This is a genomic window from Burkholderia sp. MSMB1835 (assembly GCF_001526365.1).
Taxonomy (GTDB): domain Bacteria; phylum Pseudomonadota; class Gammaproteobacteria; order Burkholderiales; family Burkholderiaceae; genus Burkholderia.
In genome coordinates this window covers 85,846-101,874 of sequence record NZ_LOYP01000048.1, presented here as the reverse complement: position 1 = coordinate 101,874, position 16,029 = coordinate 85,846, and the positions used below count along the sequence as shown (strand labels likewise).

Below are 16,029 nucleotides of genomic sequence, written 5' to 3'. Positions count from 1 at the left end.
AACTCGAACCGCCCGCGATCCGCGAGCGCGGTGTCGACGCGCGTCCGGCCATCCTGCCGCGCGTCGCATCGACGATGTCTGGTGGACCGTCGACATGTTTTCTCACACGGCGAGAAAAGCGCACAAATCTGCGCAATTCCGCGGCCGTCCGTCATAGCGGTCCGTAATACCATGCCTCGGAGTGATTTTTACCGACGAACCGCGGAAGCCGCATTCGCCCATGCAACACGTGACGACGACAAGCCAGCCGCCGATCCTGGCGGCGCCGGTTGATGCCATGCTGCGCGCCGTGATCGACGAGGTCGTCCATCGGAGCGTGTCGGAGGCGACGACGCGCAGCGGCTACATGCGCTGCGCCGACTATGCGATCGTCGGCGCGCAGGTGCTGACGCTGCTGACCGGCAAGCCTTATCGGCCGTTCGCGGGCGGCGAGGTGATGGACTTCGGCGGCGGCAACCTGTATGCGCTGTGCACGACGCGCGCGCGGCGCCGCACCGCGCGGCATCTGTCGCAACTCGCGCGGTATCACTGCTGGGTCGAAGCGCGCCACGACGACGTGGGCGGGCGTACGCGCAAGGAGATCGTCGACTTCACGCTGCGCCACGACGAGACCGTTGCGAACCAGCTGGGCATGCCGTTCGCGCGTGCCTACCAGGCTTATTTCTGGGGCTGGGAAGACGAGCACACGGTACCTGCCGAATTGCACGACCATCCGGTATTCGCCAAGCAGGGCCCGGTGTGGCGCTGGGCCGAGCGCGAATGCACGTCGCTGCTGCGCGCGTACGAGCACGAACGCGCCGGCTATTTCGGGCGTCGGGTATCGCGTGCAATCGACTGGTTCGCCGACCGCGTCGAAGGTCTCGGCTGACGCGTGCCTGTTTCAAGGACGACTGCGGCCCGGTTGCCGGCCGCGGCGATGCGAAGCCGGCGGGCGCTGGCGCGCCGCCGGGCATGAACGATGTCTCCGGGCCGCGCACACCGCGCGACCCGCTCACTTCCTGGACAGCGTGCCGCTACTGTTCGCACCGCCAAACAATCGCGTCAGGTATTGCGAGTGGGTGTTCATCCGGGTCATCAGCGTGTTGAGCGCGGTGAATTGCGCCTGATACTGCCTGGTCAGTTGTGCGGCATAGTCGGACAGATCCGACTGCTGTTGCGCGACACGTTTCAGATCGGCGCTCAGTGCGGTCGTGCGCACGTCGATCATCCCGTTCTTCTTCGTGAACTGCGTGACCTGCTCGGCCAGGCGCGTGCCGATCCCGTTCTCCGGATTGAACAGGCGCGCGACCCCGGACGGGTTGGCGGACAGCGCGCTGTCGAGCTTCGCGCCGTCGACGTTCAGCGTGCCGTCTCGCTCGAGCTTGATGCCGATCGACAACAGGTTCACGTGTCCGTTGCCCTTCTCGGCGACGCCGCCGCCGTCCACCCCGCGCGCGACGATCGACGCCAGCGCGTTGCGGATCGTGTTCAGCGTCGAATCGCCGATCAGCGCGCCCTGCGAGCTTGCGCCTGGCGTGTAGCTCGACAGCGCGCCCATCGTCTTGACGACCGTGTTGTACAGACTCACGAAATGCGTGATCGTGGCGGCCTGCGACTTCGTGTCGGTGCTGATCGTCAGCGTCTGCGTATCGGTCGCGCCGACCGCGGCCGCCGACAGGTTCAGCGTGATGCCGGTCAGCACGCCCGACACGGCGTTGCTCGCGCTGGTCGATGCGATCCCGTTGAGCGTGAACTTCGCATCCTGTGCGACGGCGCTCTGCCGCCAGGCGGCCGCGCCGTTCGCCGAATCGATCGTCGACGCGCCGCCGGACGGGGCGACCGTCGACGTGACGCCGAGATTCGACAGGCCGCCGTCGTTGGACACGTTGCCGACCGCGACGCTGATCGCATTCGCCGCGCCCGTTTTCGACGACGCGAGCACGAGGTGCGCGCCATCCGTGCCGTTGATGACCGTCGCACTGATTCCCGGGTTGCCCGACGCGCCGTTGATTGCCGCCGCGATGCCCGCCAGCGTGTTGTTGGCGCTGCCGATTTCAACCTTGAACGACTGGTTGCCGAGCGACAGCGTCAGCGTGCCGGTGCCGAGCGCCTTGCTGCCGTTCAAGCCGGCGGACGACAGCGCCTGCGCGGTCGCGATCTGTGTGACGCCAACCGTGTAGGTGCCGGCGACCGCGCCCGCGCCGGCTGTCGCCGTCAGGCCCTTGCCGCTCGCGACGGCGTTGAACGTCGACTGCAGTGCGCCATTCTTCAGCGACGTCAGGCCCGCCTCGAGCGCGCCGAGCGCCGACGACAACGCGCCGAACGCGGAAATCCGCGTGTTGCCGTTCGTTTGCGAAGCGGCGAGCATCGCGGCCCGCCCGGCCGTCTTCGCGTTCACGAGCGTCTTGACGAGCGAGCCGACGTCCATCGCCGGATTGCCGGTCGAGCCGTTGATGATCGATTGCGCCGCCTGTTGCATCAGGCTGTTCGCGTTCGCGCCGCTGTTGACGGGCGTGTTCGTTGGCATGGGTGAGCTCCGGTTGAAAGACGATTCAGTGGCGAACGGCGGTCGAGCCGGCCCGCGGCGATCGGGGCGGCGCGCATGGCGATTCGCGTGCATGCCGCTTTCTCGTATGGCGCGGGGCGTAGGTCACGGAAGTGTCGGGAAAACGGACGAACGAATCGGTGCGCCATCGTATTCTCAAATCGATATTAATTAGTCATTTTTTGTAACGATTCCTGGGGGAAGCGTGAATGGGCGAGTGGAAAGTGAGGAATGTGCTGGGAATGTGTTCCGTTTCCTCTCAACACATGATATTTGTCGTATTTATTAAAGGATTTTTGGCACAGTAGAAATTTGCAGAAGCAGGAATGTTTGACGACATGCTTTTTCGTCGATTTCGCTGAACGGAAGACGGGTAAGACGCGTAAAGATGGGATTCCATGCGTTTCAGGCGGAAAGCGCATTTCGGCGCCATGTTCTTGAACTCGAAAAATGATACGGGCGACGCAGGTAAAGGCGCGTGATTAACCGGAATGACGGTTGCATTGAGTCGATGCTTGCCATCGGATGCGGATGAGTCACGGGCGCAATGCGCCGTTTCGATGGTTGCGTTCCAATTCAATTCGGAAATATCGTTGATTCCCGTAACGTAAAGAAACGAGCCTCTTTCGCGTTGCCGAAACAGGGAGGCCGGTGGTTCCCATGGCCGCCCAGGGCGCCGCATAACGGGGCGGCCTTCCGTGATTGTCAACTCATTCGAGACGGCGAATCATATTTCGATGGATTGATGATTTGTTGCGGGACAGTAGACTGCACCCGTGCTTCGCCAGAACCGATCCGCAGCGCGCCGCCACTCGCGGCGTTACCGGACGGATTCTTCGGCGGCAGGCCACGCGGCTTGCCGTCCGATCGAGCGAAGAGTGGTCCGTGGCCGGCATGGCGTGTCGATTGGGCGCGCCGCGGCACCGGATGCATCAAACCGTCAATTCAAGGGTGATTGCTATGCGTTACGTTTCGCTGGAGTCGAAGAAGGACGAGCTGCTGCTGGCGGCTCGCGTACTGATGATGATCCTGTTCGTGCTGTTCGGCTGGCAGAAGCTGAACGGTTTCTCGGGCACGGTCGCGTATATGGCGTCGACGGGGAACCCGGCGCCCGAGCTGGCGGCCGCGATCGCGGTGGCGGTCGAACTGGTGGGCGGCGTGCTGATCGCGATCGGTTTCTATACGCGTCCGCTCGCACTGGCGTTCGCCGCCTATACGCTCGCGACCGCGCTGATCGGCCATCGCTACTGGGCGCTGCAGGGGATGGAGCAGTACATGGCGATGATCAACTTCTACAAGAACGTGAGCATCATCGGCGGGCTGTTGTTGCTCGCGTTGGTCGGGCCGGGGCGGTATTCCGTAGACCGGAAGTAACGCGGGACGGCGATTCCGTTCGGTATCGGAAGCCCGGTGCGCGCACGCGTGCCGGGTTTTGTTTTTGCGGACGACGGAGGAGTGAGGGCGTGTGCCGAAGCGCCGCGCACGGCGCAACCGGTCGCGGCCGGAATCCTCATCGTCGATCGCGTACTGCACGAAGCCGTTGGTCGGCGCGATATGGACAACGAACGGGACAACGAACGGGACAACGAACGGGACAACGAACGGGACAACGAACGGGGCGAAGAACGGAGTCGATCCTGTTCCCGACCCGACGCGAGCCGCTCATGTCATCCAATAAGCCCGATAATCCATGCGTTTCCGTGATTCATCGCCACCATGCCAAATCAATCGTCGGTACGCAAAACCATCCTCCTCATCGGCGCCTCGGGCCTGCTGGGCCGCGCGGTCGCCGCGTCTTTGTTCCGCGAACCGTCGCTGACGCTGCTCGCCACCATCCGGAACCCGCAAACCGCCGGCGCGAAGCTGCTCGCATTGCCCTCGGAAAACATCGCCGAACTCGATGTTCTCGACCAGCCGGCGCTCGAACGCGTTTTTGAAACCCACCGACCCGCAGCGGTGATTCTCTGCGCCGCCGAGCGCCGCCCCGACGTCTGCGAACGCGACCCGGCCGCGGCCCGCGCGATCAACGTCACCGCACCGGCCCGCATCGGCGCGCTCGCCGCGCGATACGGCGCATGGACGCTCGGCATCTCGACCGACTACGTCTTCGACGGGCGGGCCGCCCCCTACCGCGAAGACGCGATCCCGAATCCGCTGAACATCTACGGTCGCACCAAGCTGGAGGGCGAGGCCGCGCTCCTCGCCGCGTCGCCGCTGTCGTGCGTGCTGCGCCTGCCGCTGCTCTTCGGCCCGATCGCCGACTGGCGCGAATCGGCCGTCACGAGCCTCGTGCCGGCCGTCGTCGCGTCGGCGCGACCGGGCGCCGATGCGGTCGGCATGGACGCATGGGCGATTCGTTACCCGACCTATACGCCCGACGTCGCGCAGGTCATCCGTGACCTGACGCTGCGTCATCTCGCGGGTGAAACCGTCACGGGGATCCGCCACTGGTCGAGCGAGGAGCCGATGACGAAGTACGACATCGCGCAGCGCATCGCCGCCGCGCTCGGTATCGCCGCGTCGCTCGCGCCGATCGACCGGCCGACCGACGCGACGCCGCGCCCGTACGACTGCCATCTGGACGCGGCGCGCGTGCGCGCGCTCGGGATCGATTACGCGACGCCGTTCGATACGGCACTGCGGACCGTGCTGCGCGATGCGCCGCAGTCGCCGTAGGATCGACACCGCGCGCGGCTCGCGGCGTCCCGCCGACATCGACGAGCCCATTCGCCGAGGATCGTACAGCCGCTCACCGCTCGCTCGGGAGCCAGGCCATGCTCGACAGCGCCGCGCGCTTCCCGCTGCACGCGGGCGTCGCCGTGCGCGACGATGTCGCGGCGTTTCCGACGCAAGCCGCGCCGGTGCGGCGGAAGTTCGTCGAGATCACGGAGCCGGTCGCCGCGCGCCCGATGGATTTTCGGTTCTCGCGGCCGTTCACGGGGCTCGGCGTGAGCGCGAAGGCGGGCACCGAGATCGCCCACGACGGCGACGACGCGATCGTCACGCCTCACGACGACTGCGCGATCGTGCAGCCTTCGATGTGCCGCCTCGACGAGAACGCCTCGACGAGTCGGCCGGGGTGGATACAGCCATCCGTCCCGGACGAACCGGCGGACATCGACGCGGGCGAGAAACGCGAACGACATGACCCGCCTGGCGATCGAATTCTGAATTTGTCTAGTCATCCTTGCGATTCGGCCTGCCGTACTGCACCAAACGTGTGCCGAAATTCCCTGCAACGAGGCACGTCAGAGCCCTTTAATTAGGGGATTTCCCGCGTTTCCCCGGTTTTTATTGATCGCTGCTTGTCTCGCTGTTTTTCTTCTTGCATGCTTGTATAGACAAATTCCTGAGGCGGCTTGCTGGCACCGAAGGGATGGCGAACCTCAACGCAAGGAGAAAGCTCGTGAACGGCAAGCGCATCAAATGGGCAATCAGGACGATCGGCGTCATCGCGGCAGCGGCGGCAACGCTTGCGGCACCGGTGCAGGCAAAGGAATGGAAGACGGTGACGGTCGCGCTCGAAGGCGGCTACGCGCCGTGGAACCTCACGCTGCCGGGCGGCAAGCTGGGCGGTTTCGAACCGGAACTGCTCGCCAACGTGTGCGAGCGCATCAAGGTGCAGTGCAACATGGTCGCGCAGGACTGGGACGGGATGATTCCCGGCCTGCAGGCCGGCAAGTTCGATATCCTGATGGATGCGATTTCCATCACGCCGGAGCGCGAAAAGATCCTGCTGTTCTCGCGTCCGTATGCGGCGACGCCGGCGACGTTCGCCGTCACCGATACGAAGATCCTGCCGAAGGCCGCGCCCGGCGCGCCGATCGTCAAGCTGACGGGTGACGCCAACACGGACAAGCCCACCGTCGACACGCTGCGCAAGCAATTGAAGGGCAAGACGATCGGGATCCAGTCGGGCACCGTCTACACGAAGTTCATCAACGACAGCTTCAAGGACATCGCGTCGATCCGCGTGTACAAGACGTCGCCGGAGCGCGATCTCGATCTGGTCGCCGGGCGCATCGATGCATCGTTCGACGACGTCACGTACTACGCGGCGAACAACGCGAAGAAGGACAACGCATCGATCGTGCTCGCGGGGCCGAAGCTCGGCGGCCCGATCTGGGGGCCGGGCGAGGGGCTCGCGTTTCGCAAGCAGGATGCCGACCTGAAGACGAAGTTCGATACGGCGATCGCCGCAGCGCTCGCGGACGGCACGGTGAAGAAGCTCGCCGACAAGTGGTTCAAGACCGACGTCACGCCGTAAGCGCGCGTTCGGCCGCCGCGTAAGTTCGTCGAACGGCGCGCGGCGGCACGCATCCAGCGGATTCACTCAACGCATGCCGGGAGGCACGCATGGCGATTCTTGAAATGCTCGGCTTCGGACCCGAAGGCTGGGGCGGCGTGCTGCTGCTCGCCGCGCTGATGACGGTCGCGCTGACGCTTGCCGCGCTCGCGGTCGGCGCGGTGATCGGCGCGGCGATCGCGGCCGCGAAGCTGTCGCGCTACCGCACCGCCCGCCTGCTCGGCGATCTGTATACGACGGTATTTCGCGGCGTGCCCGAACTGCTCGTCATCTATCTGTTCTACTTCGGCGGCTCGACGCTCGTGACGACCGTCGGCCAGTGGTTCGGCGCGGAAGGGTTCATCGGCGTGCCGCCGTTCGTGATCGGCGCGCTCGCGGTCGGGATGATCTCGGGCGCCTATCAGGCCGAGGTCTATCGCGCGGCGGTGCTCGCCGTCTCGAAAGGCGAGCTCGAAGCGGCACGCTCGATCGGCATGCCGCGCGCGATGGTGCTGCGGCGCATCCTGGTTCCGCAGGTGCTGCGCTTCGCGTTGCCCGGTATCGGCAACGTGTGGCAACTGAGCCTGAAGGACTCCGCACTGATCTCGGTCACCGGTCTTGCCGAGCTGCTCCGCACGAGCCAGATCGCCGCCAATTCGACGCACCAGTACTTCGTATTCTTCGTCGCGGGCGGTGCGTTGTATCTGCTGATGACGGGCTTGTCGAACCGCGTGTTCAACCGGGCGGAAGCGATCGTCGGCCGGTCGTTCCGCCGCAATTTCGCGCGCAACTGACGGAGAACGGGCATGTCCATCGATTTCGATTTTCTCGTCGATACGCTGCGCCAGCTGCTCGCGGCCGTGCCGACCACGCTCGGTCTGTTCTTCGCGTCGCTCGTGCTCGGCGGCCTGCTGTCGCTCGTGATCGTCACGATGCGCGTGTCGCCGCACTGGCTGCCGAACCGCTTCGCGCGCGCCTACATCCTCGTGTTTCGCGGCTCGCCGCTGCTGATCCAGATGTTCCTCGTGTATTACGGGCTCGGCCAGTTCGGCGTGATCCGCGAGAGCTTCATGTGGCCGGTGCTGCGCGAGCCGTACGTATGCGCGGTGCTGTCGCTTGCGCTGTGCACCGCCGGCTACACGGCCGAAATCCTGCGCGGCGGGTTGATGGCCGTACCGGTCGGGCAGATCGAGGCCGGGTATTCCATCGGCCTGTCGGGTTTCTCGCTGCTGCGGCGCGTGATCGGCCCGATCGCGCTGCGCCAGTGCCTGCCGGCGTACTCGACCGAGGCCGTGCTGCTCGTCAAGTCGACCGCGCTCGCGAGCCTCGTCACGGTGTGGGAAGTGACGGGCGTCGCGCAGCAAATCATTCAGCAAACCTATCGGACGACCGAGGTGTTCGTCTGCGCGGCCATCATCTATCTGTGCCTGAACTTCATCGTCGTGCGCCTGCTCGGCGCGCTCGAATGGCGGCTCTCCGCGCACCTGCGTGCGCCGAAGCCGTCCGGTGCGCCCGCCGCGGCGACGCCCAATCCCCGGCGCGCCGCATCCTGAGCGTTCCCCGTCCTTTCAGAGAGAATCCGATGAACACCCCTGCTCCCGTTGCGCTGTCGGTCAGAAACATCCACAAGTCGTTCGGCGATCATCATGTGTTGAAGGGCATTTCGCTCGACGCGCACGAGGGTGACGTCATCTCGATCCTCGGCGCGAGCGGCTCGGGCAAGAGCACGTTCCTGCGCTGCCTGAACCTGCTCGAGACGCCCGACGACGGCTCCGTCGCGCTCGCGGGCGAAGCGCTGGCGATGAAGCGCGCGCGCGACGGCAAGCTGCATCCGAGCGACCGGCGCCAGGTCGACCGGATCCGCTCGCAGCTCGGGATGGTGTTTCAGAACTTCAACCTGTGGTCGCACATGACGGTGCTCGACAACCTCGTCGAGGGGCCGCTGCGCGTGCAGAAGCGCAGTCGCGCGGAAGCGGTGGAGGAAGCGGAGGCGCTGCTCGCACGCGTCGGTCTCGCGGACAAGCGCGGCTACTATCCCGCGCACCTGTCGGGCGGCCAGCAGCAGCGGGTCGCCATTGCCCGCGCGCTGGCGATGCGTCCGAAGGTGATGCTGTTCGACGAACCGACGTCGGCGCTCGACCCCGAGCTGGTCGGCGAGGTGCTGCGCGTGATGCGCTCGCTGGCGGAGGAGGGGCGCACGATGCTGGTCGTCACGCACGAAATGGGTTTTGCGCGCCACGTGTCGAATCGGGTGATGTTCCTCCATCAAGGCGAGGTCGATACGGACGGGACGCCCGACGACGTGTTCGGCGGGCAGACCTCCGAGCGCTTCCGGCAATTCGTGTTGAGCCATCACGACCGCACCGCGAACTGAGGCTGCCATGACCCTATTCCGTGCGGCGCAGCCGCTCGACTGGCGACAGGTCGCGGCCGTGGCGGCCGGCGAGCCGCTGGCGTTGGCCGACGATGCGCGCACGCGCGTCGTCGCCGCTCGCGAACTCGTCGACGAGATCGTCGCGCGCGGGATTCGCGCATACGGCGTCAATACCGGCGTCGGCGCGTTATGCGACGTGATCGTGTCGCCGGCACAGCAGAGCACGCTGTCGCACAACATCCTGATGAGTCACGCGGTGGGCGTCGGCATGCCGCTCGGCGCAGCCGAAACGCGCGCGATCATCGCGGCCGCGATCAACAACTATGCGCACGGGCATTCGGGCGTCCGCGCCGACGTCGTCGAACAGCTCGTCGCGCTGCTCGAGCACGATTGCCTCCCCGAAGTGCCGGCGCACGGCTCGGTCGGGTATCTGACCCACATGGCGCACGTCGCTCTCGTGTGCGTCGGGCACGGCCATGCGCGCCATCGCGGCGAACGCGTGCGCGGCGACGAGGCGCTGCGGCGCATCGGCCGCGAACCGCTGGTCCTCGGCGCGAAGGAAGGGTTGAGCCTGGTCAACGGGACGCCGTGCGTCACGGGGCTGGCGGCGTTGGCGCTGGCCCGCGCCGAGCGGTTGCTCGACTGGGCCGACTGGATCGCGGCGATGAGCTTCGAGAACCTGGGCGGGCAACTCGCCGCATTCGATCCGGCTTCGCTCGCGTTGCGGATTTCGCCCGGTATCGGGCAGGTCGGCGCGCGTTTGCGCGCGCTGCTGGCGGACAGCGGCATGCTTGCCGCGGCGAGCGGCCGGCATACGCAGGATCCGCTCAGCCTGCGCACGATTCCGCACGTGCACGGCGCGGCGCGCGACGTGTTCGACGTCACGGCGGAGGTCGTCGATCGCGAACTCGCGTCCGTTACCGACAATCCGATCGTGGCCGGCACGCGAGAGGCGCCGGCCGTGCATTCGCAGGCGCATGCGGTCGGCGCGGGCATCGCGCTCGCGATGGACAGCCTCGCGGCGGCGATGGCCCAGGTCGCGGCGATCGCCGAGCGGCGTCTCGACCGGCTCGTGAATCCGCTCGTCAGCGGGCTGCCGGCGTTTCTCGCCGCGCCGGGAGGCAGTTGTTCGGGTTTCATGATCGCCCAGTACACGGCGGTCGCGCTGGTCGCGCAGAATCAGCGGCTTGCCGCGCCGGCGAGCCTCGACGGCGGCATCACGTCGGGGCTGCAGGAAGATCACCTGTGCCATGCGACGCCGGCCGCGCTGAAGGCGCTCGACATCATCGAGAATACGACGCGGGTGCTCGCGATCGAGCTGCTGGCCGCCGCGCAGGCGTACGACCTGCAGCCGGACGAAACGGGGCGGGCCGCATCGACCGACGCGCTGTGGCGGCATGTGCGCGCCCGCGTGCCGGCGTATCACGACGACCGGCCGCTCGCGGACGACATCGCGATCGCGGCCGGCATCGTCGCCGGTGTGCCGCCGCCGTTGCAGTGACGACGGTCGAGGACGGGCCGATCACCCACCATTCATTCGGTCGAGGGCGCATGAGCGAAACGGAACGCAAACTTTCCGCACGGCCGGCGTTGGCGTCGGCCGACACCGTACCGGCGCGGGCGTTGCCGGCCTATCAGCAGATCAAGCGCTACGTCGTCGAGCGGATCGCGAAGGGCGACTGGAAGCCCGGCGCCGCGATCCCGACCGAGGCCGAACTGGTCAAGGAATTCGGCGTGGCCCGGATGACGGTGTCGCGCGCGCTGCGCGAACTGACGGCCGAGCGCGTGCTGACGCGCATCCAGGGGGCCGGCACGTTCGTCGAGCGCCGGCATTACGAGTCGACGGTGCTGGAGATCCGCAACATCGCGGACGAGATCGCCGAGCGCGGCCATCGGCACAGTGCGCGCGTCCTGCTGATCGAGCGCAGCGTCGACCCGGACGCGATCGATGCGCTCGGCCTGCGCACCGGGCCCGTGTTTCATTCGCGTATCGTGCATTACGAGGAGGACGAACCGATCCAGTTCGAGGATCGCTACGTCAATCCGGCGTTGTTTCCCGCGTATCTGGAGCAGGACTTCACGATCGAGACGCCGAATCATTACATGGTGCGCCTGGCGCCGATCCAGCGCGCGGAGTTTCGGATCTACGCGGAGAAGCCCAATGCGCAGGTGCGTCGGCATCTCGTGATGGAAATCGGTGAGCCGTGCTTGCTGCTGCGACGCCGTACGTGGGTCGGCGAGCAGGTCGCCACGTCGGTCAGGCTGTGGCATCCGGCGTCGCGGTTTCATCTGGCGGGCACGATGTAGGGAAGCGGGGCGGATCCGGGCGGAGCGGACCGTATGCCGTTTCAGCCGGCGATGGCCGATGCAGTCGCATGGGTCGTGATGGAACCCTGCCGTACCTGCATCGAAAGGCGATACACTGCGCGAGTTCCCGGCGCCCATAAGCGCGGCGCCACCGTGCATCGCGCATCGTCCGGCTCGATTTGACACCGGGCGGCGCCGGCCGTTAAAGTCGCCGACGCGGGGCGGTGGGTCAAGCACACGCCCGGAACAGGCAGCCGATGTTCCAGGACCACGGGGCTACCCCGTGGATCGGATCGATACGCCGATGCGTCGCAAGCGCGCAGGTTGCGCGTTGCGCAACGACTGCTCTCGCAGCACCAGCCACGTTGACTCATCGTCCCGCCTCTCGTTTGCCATGCACTCATCCCTGCGCGACACCACCCGCACGATTGCCGAGGCGATGCTCGCCGGTCCGCCCGAACGCGACGGCGTCGTCGCCCGGCTGGCCGCCGTGCTCGGCGAAGCGCCACCGTGGACGCACGAATGCGCGAGCCTCGCGCTCGTGCGCTTCGGCACGAACTGGGCCGATACCGACACCGACGTGCTCGCGGCGGCCCTGGCCGAGGCGCCCGCGTTCGTGCGCGCATGGTATGGCGACCGTCGGCCGGCGGTGATCCGCATCGTGCGGCGGCCGCTGGTGCAGCGACCGTTGCCGGCGCCGCTCGCCGGCTGCGACGTGCCGCAATGGCCGACGCCCGGCGATCTCGCCGGCTGGCTCGGGGTGAGCACGCCGGAACTCGACTGGCTGTCCGATCATTGGCGCGTCGACGCGCGCGACAGCGCCTCGCCGCTGCATCACTACACGTACGTCGCGCTCGACAAGCGCAGCGGCGGGTGTCGCCTCGTCGAAATCCCGAAGGGGCGGCTGCGTGAAGCGCAACGCCGCATCCTGCACGGGCTGCTCGATCGCATCGCGCCGCACGGCGCGGTACACGGTTTTCGCAAGGGGCACGGGATCGTGTCGTTCGCGGCGCCGCATGCGGATCGCGATGTCGTCGTGCGTTTCGATCTCGCGGATTTCTTCGTGTCGGTGCGCGCCGCGCGCGTCCATGCGCTGTTCGCGACGCTCGGGTATCCGGCCGAAGTCGCGCGTGCGCTCACCGGGCTGTGCACCAATCGCGTGCCGTCGGCGCGGCTGCTCGCGCCGGACTTGCGCGACCGCTTCGACTGGATCGGCCGCCAGCGCTATCGCGAACGGCATCTGCCGCAGGGCGCGCCGACGTCGCCGGCGCTCGCGAACCTGTGCGCGTTCCGGTTCGACATGCGGCTTGCCGCGCTCGCGCGTTCCCTCGATGCGACCTACACGCGCTATGCGGACGACCTCGCGTTTTCCGGCGGCGGCGCGCTCGCGCGCGACATCGGGCGATTGCAGGTCCGGGTCGCCGCGATCGCACTCGAGGAAGGCTTCGCGCTGCAATTGCGCAAGACCCGTGTGATGCGGCGCGGCACGCGCCAGCAACTGGCCGGCGTGGTCGTCAATCGTCATCCGAACCTGCCGCGCGACGCGTTCGATCGCCTGAAGGCCATCCTGACCAACTGCATCCGGCGCGGTCCGGCGTCAGAGAATCGCGATGCGCATCCGGATTTTCGTGCGCATCTGGCCGGGCGCGTCGCGCATGCGACGGCGCTGAATGCGGCGCGCGGCGCGAAGCTGCGCGCGCTGTTCGACCGGATCGCGTGGGAGCCCGGCGGCGCGGACCGCTGAAGCGTCGGGGCTCGCGTCGATTCCGGTCGGCGACTTCTGCATCGCGACGCCGCGCACTGCTATCATTCGCGCCATGCCGCGCCCGTGCCATGGCGCGGCGAATCATTTGCCGCCACCGCTCGCCCGTGCATGCGTCGCGGCGTGCCGCCCGCTGCCGGTCTGGTCCTGTCTGTCGGTGACGCACGACGTCGTTTCGTGCGCATCGCGCAAATCATGCCGGCTCAGGTGGACGATTCACCTATTTGACAGCCCCGATCGGCGTAACTTCGTGGTAGGTTCGGCCATCGGAGCTTTTTGCAAAAACATGCCCAAAGAGGATGAATACATGACCCAGGCCCTGCAGGAACTCGAAGCACAACTTCGGGACCTGAACATCAAGCTGTCAGAGGCAAAGCAGAAGGAGAAGCAAGCTGCGCTCGCGGCTTTCAAGGAACAGGTCGAGCTGTTGGGAATTTCGCAGCAGGAAGTGCTGAGCGCGCTCGGCTACATCGTTCAGCGCAAGCGCAAGGCGCCTGCCAAGTACTACGATCCGTCGACCGGCCGCTCATGGTCGGGGCGCGGCCCGCGGCCGAAATGGCTCGATGGCAAGGATCTCGAAGCGCTCGCCGTCGACCGCGGGGCCAAGACCTGGTGGCCGGGGGACGATCAGGGCTGAAGCCCGCCGCGCCGCAAGGCCATCCGGCGCCGTCCGGTTCGCGCACGCGGGCCGGCCGGCAATCTCCCCGCCGGCCGGCCGTCTTTCATCCGGTGTCCGGCCCGATCGCGACATCGCCGGCCTCGCCGCCGCACTGGATCCACGTTTTTCCTTTCTCTTTCCACGCATTTTCCGCCGTTTTCCCGCCAGCCGTCCGGCCAGCGCGGGCACGACGCGTCGCCTCCGTCGTTCGCGGGCACAGGCCTTAGAATGTCGCCGGACATTCGTGGCAGGACACCATGGCAGCAAACATGAAATCTTCGACGCTCGGCGGCCCGTCGGCCCCGCGCGTGGAGCGGGTCGGCGCGTACGCGTGGAAAGCGCTGGCCGGGTCGGCGATCGGCTATGCAATGGACGGCTTCGACCTGCTGATCCTCGGCTTCATGCTGCCGGCGATCACGGCGGCGCTGCACCTGACGCCCGGGCAGGCCGGCGCGCTGGTCACGTGGACGCTGATCGGCGCGGTCGCGGGCGGCATCGTGTTCGGCGCGCTGAGCGACCGCTACGGGCGCGTGCGCGTGCTGACCTGGACGATCCTGCTGTTCGCGATCTTCACCGGCCTGTGCGCATTCGCGCAAGGCTTCCAGGATCTGCTCGTCTATCGCACCATCGCGGGCATCGGCCTCGGCGGCGAGTTCGGGATCGGCATGGCGCTCGCGGCCGAAGCGTGGCCGGCAAACAAGCGCGCCCGCGTGTCGTGCTACGTCGCGCTGGGATGGCAGGCCGGCGTGCTGCTGGCCGCGCTGCTGACGCCGTTTCTGCTGCTGCACATCGGCTGGCGCGGCATGTTCGTGGTCGGCGTGCTGCCCGCGCTGCTCGCCTGGGCGATGCGCAACAAGCTGCACGAGCCGGAAGCGTTCGTGCAGCGCGCGACGCAGCCGAAGCCCAACGCGTTCCGCATGCTCGTCGCCGACGGCCGCACCGCGCGCACGAGCCTCGGCATCGCGATCCTGTGTTCGGTCCAGAATTTCGGCTACTACGGAATCATGATCTGGCTGCCGACTTTCCTGTCGAAGCAGATGGGTTTCTCGCTGACGAAATCGGGGCTGTGGACGGCGGCGACCGTCGTCGGGATGATGATCGGCGTCTGGGTGTTCGGCCAACTGGCCGACCGCATCGGCCGCAAGCCGACGTTTCTGCTGTATCAGCTCGGCTCGGTCGTGACGGTCGTCGCGTATGCGCGGCTGTCGGACCCGACGGCGATGCTGTGGGCCGGCGCGCTGATGGGCATGTTCGTCAACGGGATGGTGGGCGGCTACGGGACGCTGATGTCGGAAGGCTATCCGACGGCCGCACGCGCGACCGCGCAGAACGTGCTGTGGAACATCGGCCGCGCGGTCGGCGGCTTCGGTCCGGTCGCGGTCGGCGCGCTCGCCGCGCACTACTCGTTCCAGACGGCCATCGCGCTGCTCGCCGGCCTCTACGTGCTCGACATGGTCGCGACGCTGTTCCTGATTCCCGAGCTCAAGGGCGTCGAGCTCGAATGAGCGCGGTGCGCGCACGCGCCGCCACGATTTCACCGGAAACCACGATGCAACGACACAACAGGACGATCGGCGTGATGGGCTCGGGCAAGGAGCCGTGGCTCGCGTTTTCGGAGCCGCTCGGCGTGTGGCTCGCGCAGGCCGGGTTCAACCTGCTGACGGGCGGCGGGCAGGGCGTGATGCTGGCGGTCGCGCGCGCGTTCGCCGGCGTGCCCGGCCGGGCCGGCCGATCGATCGGGATCCTGCCGACGCAGGCCGATCCGGTCGCGGGCTTCGTGCCGCTCGACGGCTATCCGCATCCGTTCGTCGACATTCCGGTCCTCACGCCGCTGCCGCGCCGCGAACCGGGCGCGGCCCCGCACACGATCAACCGCAACTACGTGAACGTGCTGAGCAGCGACCTGATCGTCGCGCTGCCCGGCGGGCACGGGACGGCGGAGGAGATCGCGCTCGCGCAGCGCTGGCGCAAGCCGCTCGTCTGCTTCGGGCCGGACGGTGCGTTTCGCGAGCTTGCCGCGGACGCAGTGTGCACGTCGTCTCTCGACGACGTGATCCGGTTCGTCGGCGATACGTTCGCAGTGGAGCAGGCGCAAGCAGGCCGGTAGTTCACGGGATCG

General features: G+C 67.1%; 15 protein-coding genes. 14 read left to right on the top strand and 1 reads right to left on the bottom strand.

What is annotated here, in order from left to right:
- The first annotated feature begins 220 nt into the window (after positions 1-220).
- The gene (locus tag WS96_RS21600; protein ID WP_059835242.1) at positions 221-868 is read left to right on the top strand and encodes a hypothetical protein; all 648 of its coding nucleotides are present in this window, start codon (positions 221-223) and stop codon (positions 866-868) included.
- 123 nt (positions 869-991) lie between these two features.
- On the opposite strand, the gene fliD is transcribed toward WS96_RS21600, so the two are convergent.
- Positions 992-2,506, bottom strand: a complete 1,515-nt coding sequence (fliD, locus tag WS96_RS21595; protein WP_059835240.1) for a flagellar filament capping protein FliD — start codon at positions 2,504-2,506, stop codon at positions 992-994.
- A gap of 978 nt (positions 2,507-3,484) precedes the next feature.
- Here fliD and WS96_RS21590 point away from each other — a divergent pair.
- The 13 genes from WS96_RS21590 (at position 3,485) to WS96_RS21530 (ending at position 16,017) form a co-directional block, all read left to right on the top strand.
- Positions 3,485-3,898, top strand: coding sequence for a DoxX family protein (locus WS96_RS21590; RefSeq protein WP_059781932.1), 414 nt, complete (start codon positions 3,485-3,487; stop codon positions 3,896-3,898).
- Positions 3,899-4,240: 342 nt separating this feature from the next.
- On the top strand, positions 4,241-5,200 hold the full coding sequence (locus WS96_RS21585; RefSeq protein WP_059835238.1) for a dTDP-4-dehydrorhamnose reductase family protein: 960 nt from the start codon (positions 4,241-4,243) through the stop codon (positions 5,198-5,200).
- Positions 5,201-5,298: 98 nt separating this feature from the next.
- The gene (locus WS96_RS34570) at positions 5,299-5,790 is read left to right on the top strand and encodes a hypothetical protein (RefSeq protein WP_257128031.1); all 492 of its coding nucleotides are present in this window, start codon (positions 5,299-5,301) and stop codon (positions 5,788-5,790) included.
- Between the two features lie 140 nt (positions 5,791-5,930).
- The gene (locus WS96_RS21575) at positions 5,931-6,791 is read left to right on the top strand and encodes a transporter substrate-binding domain-containing protein (protein ID WP_034209453.1); all 861 of its coding nucleotides are present in this window, start codon (positions 5,931-5,933) and stop codon (positions 6,789-6,791) included.
- A gap of 89 nt (positions 6,792-6,880) precedes the next feature.
- Positions 6,881-7,603, top strand: coding sequence for an ABC transporter permease (locus tag WS96_RS21570; RefSeq protein WP_059835234.1), 723 nt, complete (start codon positions 6,881-6,883; stop codon positions 7,601-7,603).
- 12 nt (positions 7,604-7,615) lie between these two features.
- Positions 7,616-8,362 carry an ABC transporter permease gene (locus tag WS96_RS21565; RefSeq protein ID WP_034208896.1) on the top strand — a complete coding sequence of 249 codons (747 nt, stop codon included), beginning with the start codon at positions 7,616-7,618 and terminating at the stop codon, positions 8,360-8,362.
- A gap of 29 nt (positions 8,363-8,391) precedes the next feature.
- A complete protein-coding gene (locus WS96_RS21560) occupies positions 8,392-9,183 on the top strand; it encodes an ABC transporter ATP-binding protein (protein ID WP_059835232.1) in 792 nt (263 codons plus the stop codon).
- Positions 9,184-9,190: 7 nt separating this feature from the next.
- On the top strand, positions 9,191-10,684 hold the full coding sequence (locus tag WS96_RS21555; protein WP_059835230.1) for an HAL/PAL/TAL family ammonia-lyase: 1,494 nt from the start codon (positions 9,191-9,193) through the stop codon (positions 10,682-10,684).
- A gap of 50 nt (positions 10,685-10,734) precedes the next feature.
- Positions 10,735-11,490 carry a histidine utilization repressor gene (hutC, locus tag WS96_RS21550; RefSeq protein WP_059826865.1) on the top strand — a complete coding sequence of 252 codons (756 nt, stop codon included), beginning with the start codon at positions 10,735-10,737 and terminating at the stop codon, positions 11,488-11,490.
- 394 nt (positions 11,491-11,884) lie between these two features.
- The gene (locus tag WS96_RS21545; protein ID WP_059835228.1) at positions 11,885-13,234 is read left to right on the top strand and encodes a reverse transcriptase family protein; all 1,350 of its coding nucleotides are present in this window, start codon (positions 11,885-11,887) and stop codon (positions 13,232-13,234) included.
- A gap of 325 nt (positions 13,235-13,559) precedes the next feature.
- Positions 13,560-13,889 carry an H-NS histone family protein gene (locus WS96_RS21540; RefSeq protein WP_034208901.1) on the top strand — a complete coding sequence of 110 codons (330 nt, stop codon included), beginning with the start codon at positions 13,560-13,562 and terminating at the stop codon, positions 13,887-13,889.
- Between the two features lie 278 nt (positions 13,890-14,167).
- A complete protein-coding gene (locus WS96_RS21535; RefSeq protein WP_059835226.1) occupies positions 14,168-15,415 on the top strand; it encodes an MFS transporter in 1,248 nt (415 codons plus the stop codon).
- Entirely contained in the window at positions 15,412-16,017 is a 606-nt protein-coding gene (locus WS96_RS21530; protein WP_059835224.1) for a hypothetical protein, read from the top strand. Before WS96_RS21535 ends, WS96_RS21530 begins: the two co-directional genes overlap by 4 nt.
- Positions 16,018-16,029: the final 12 nt, after the last annotated feature.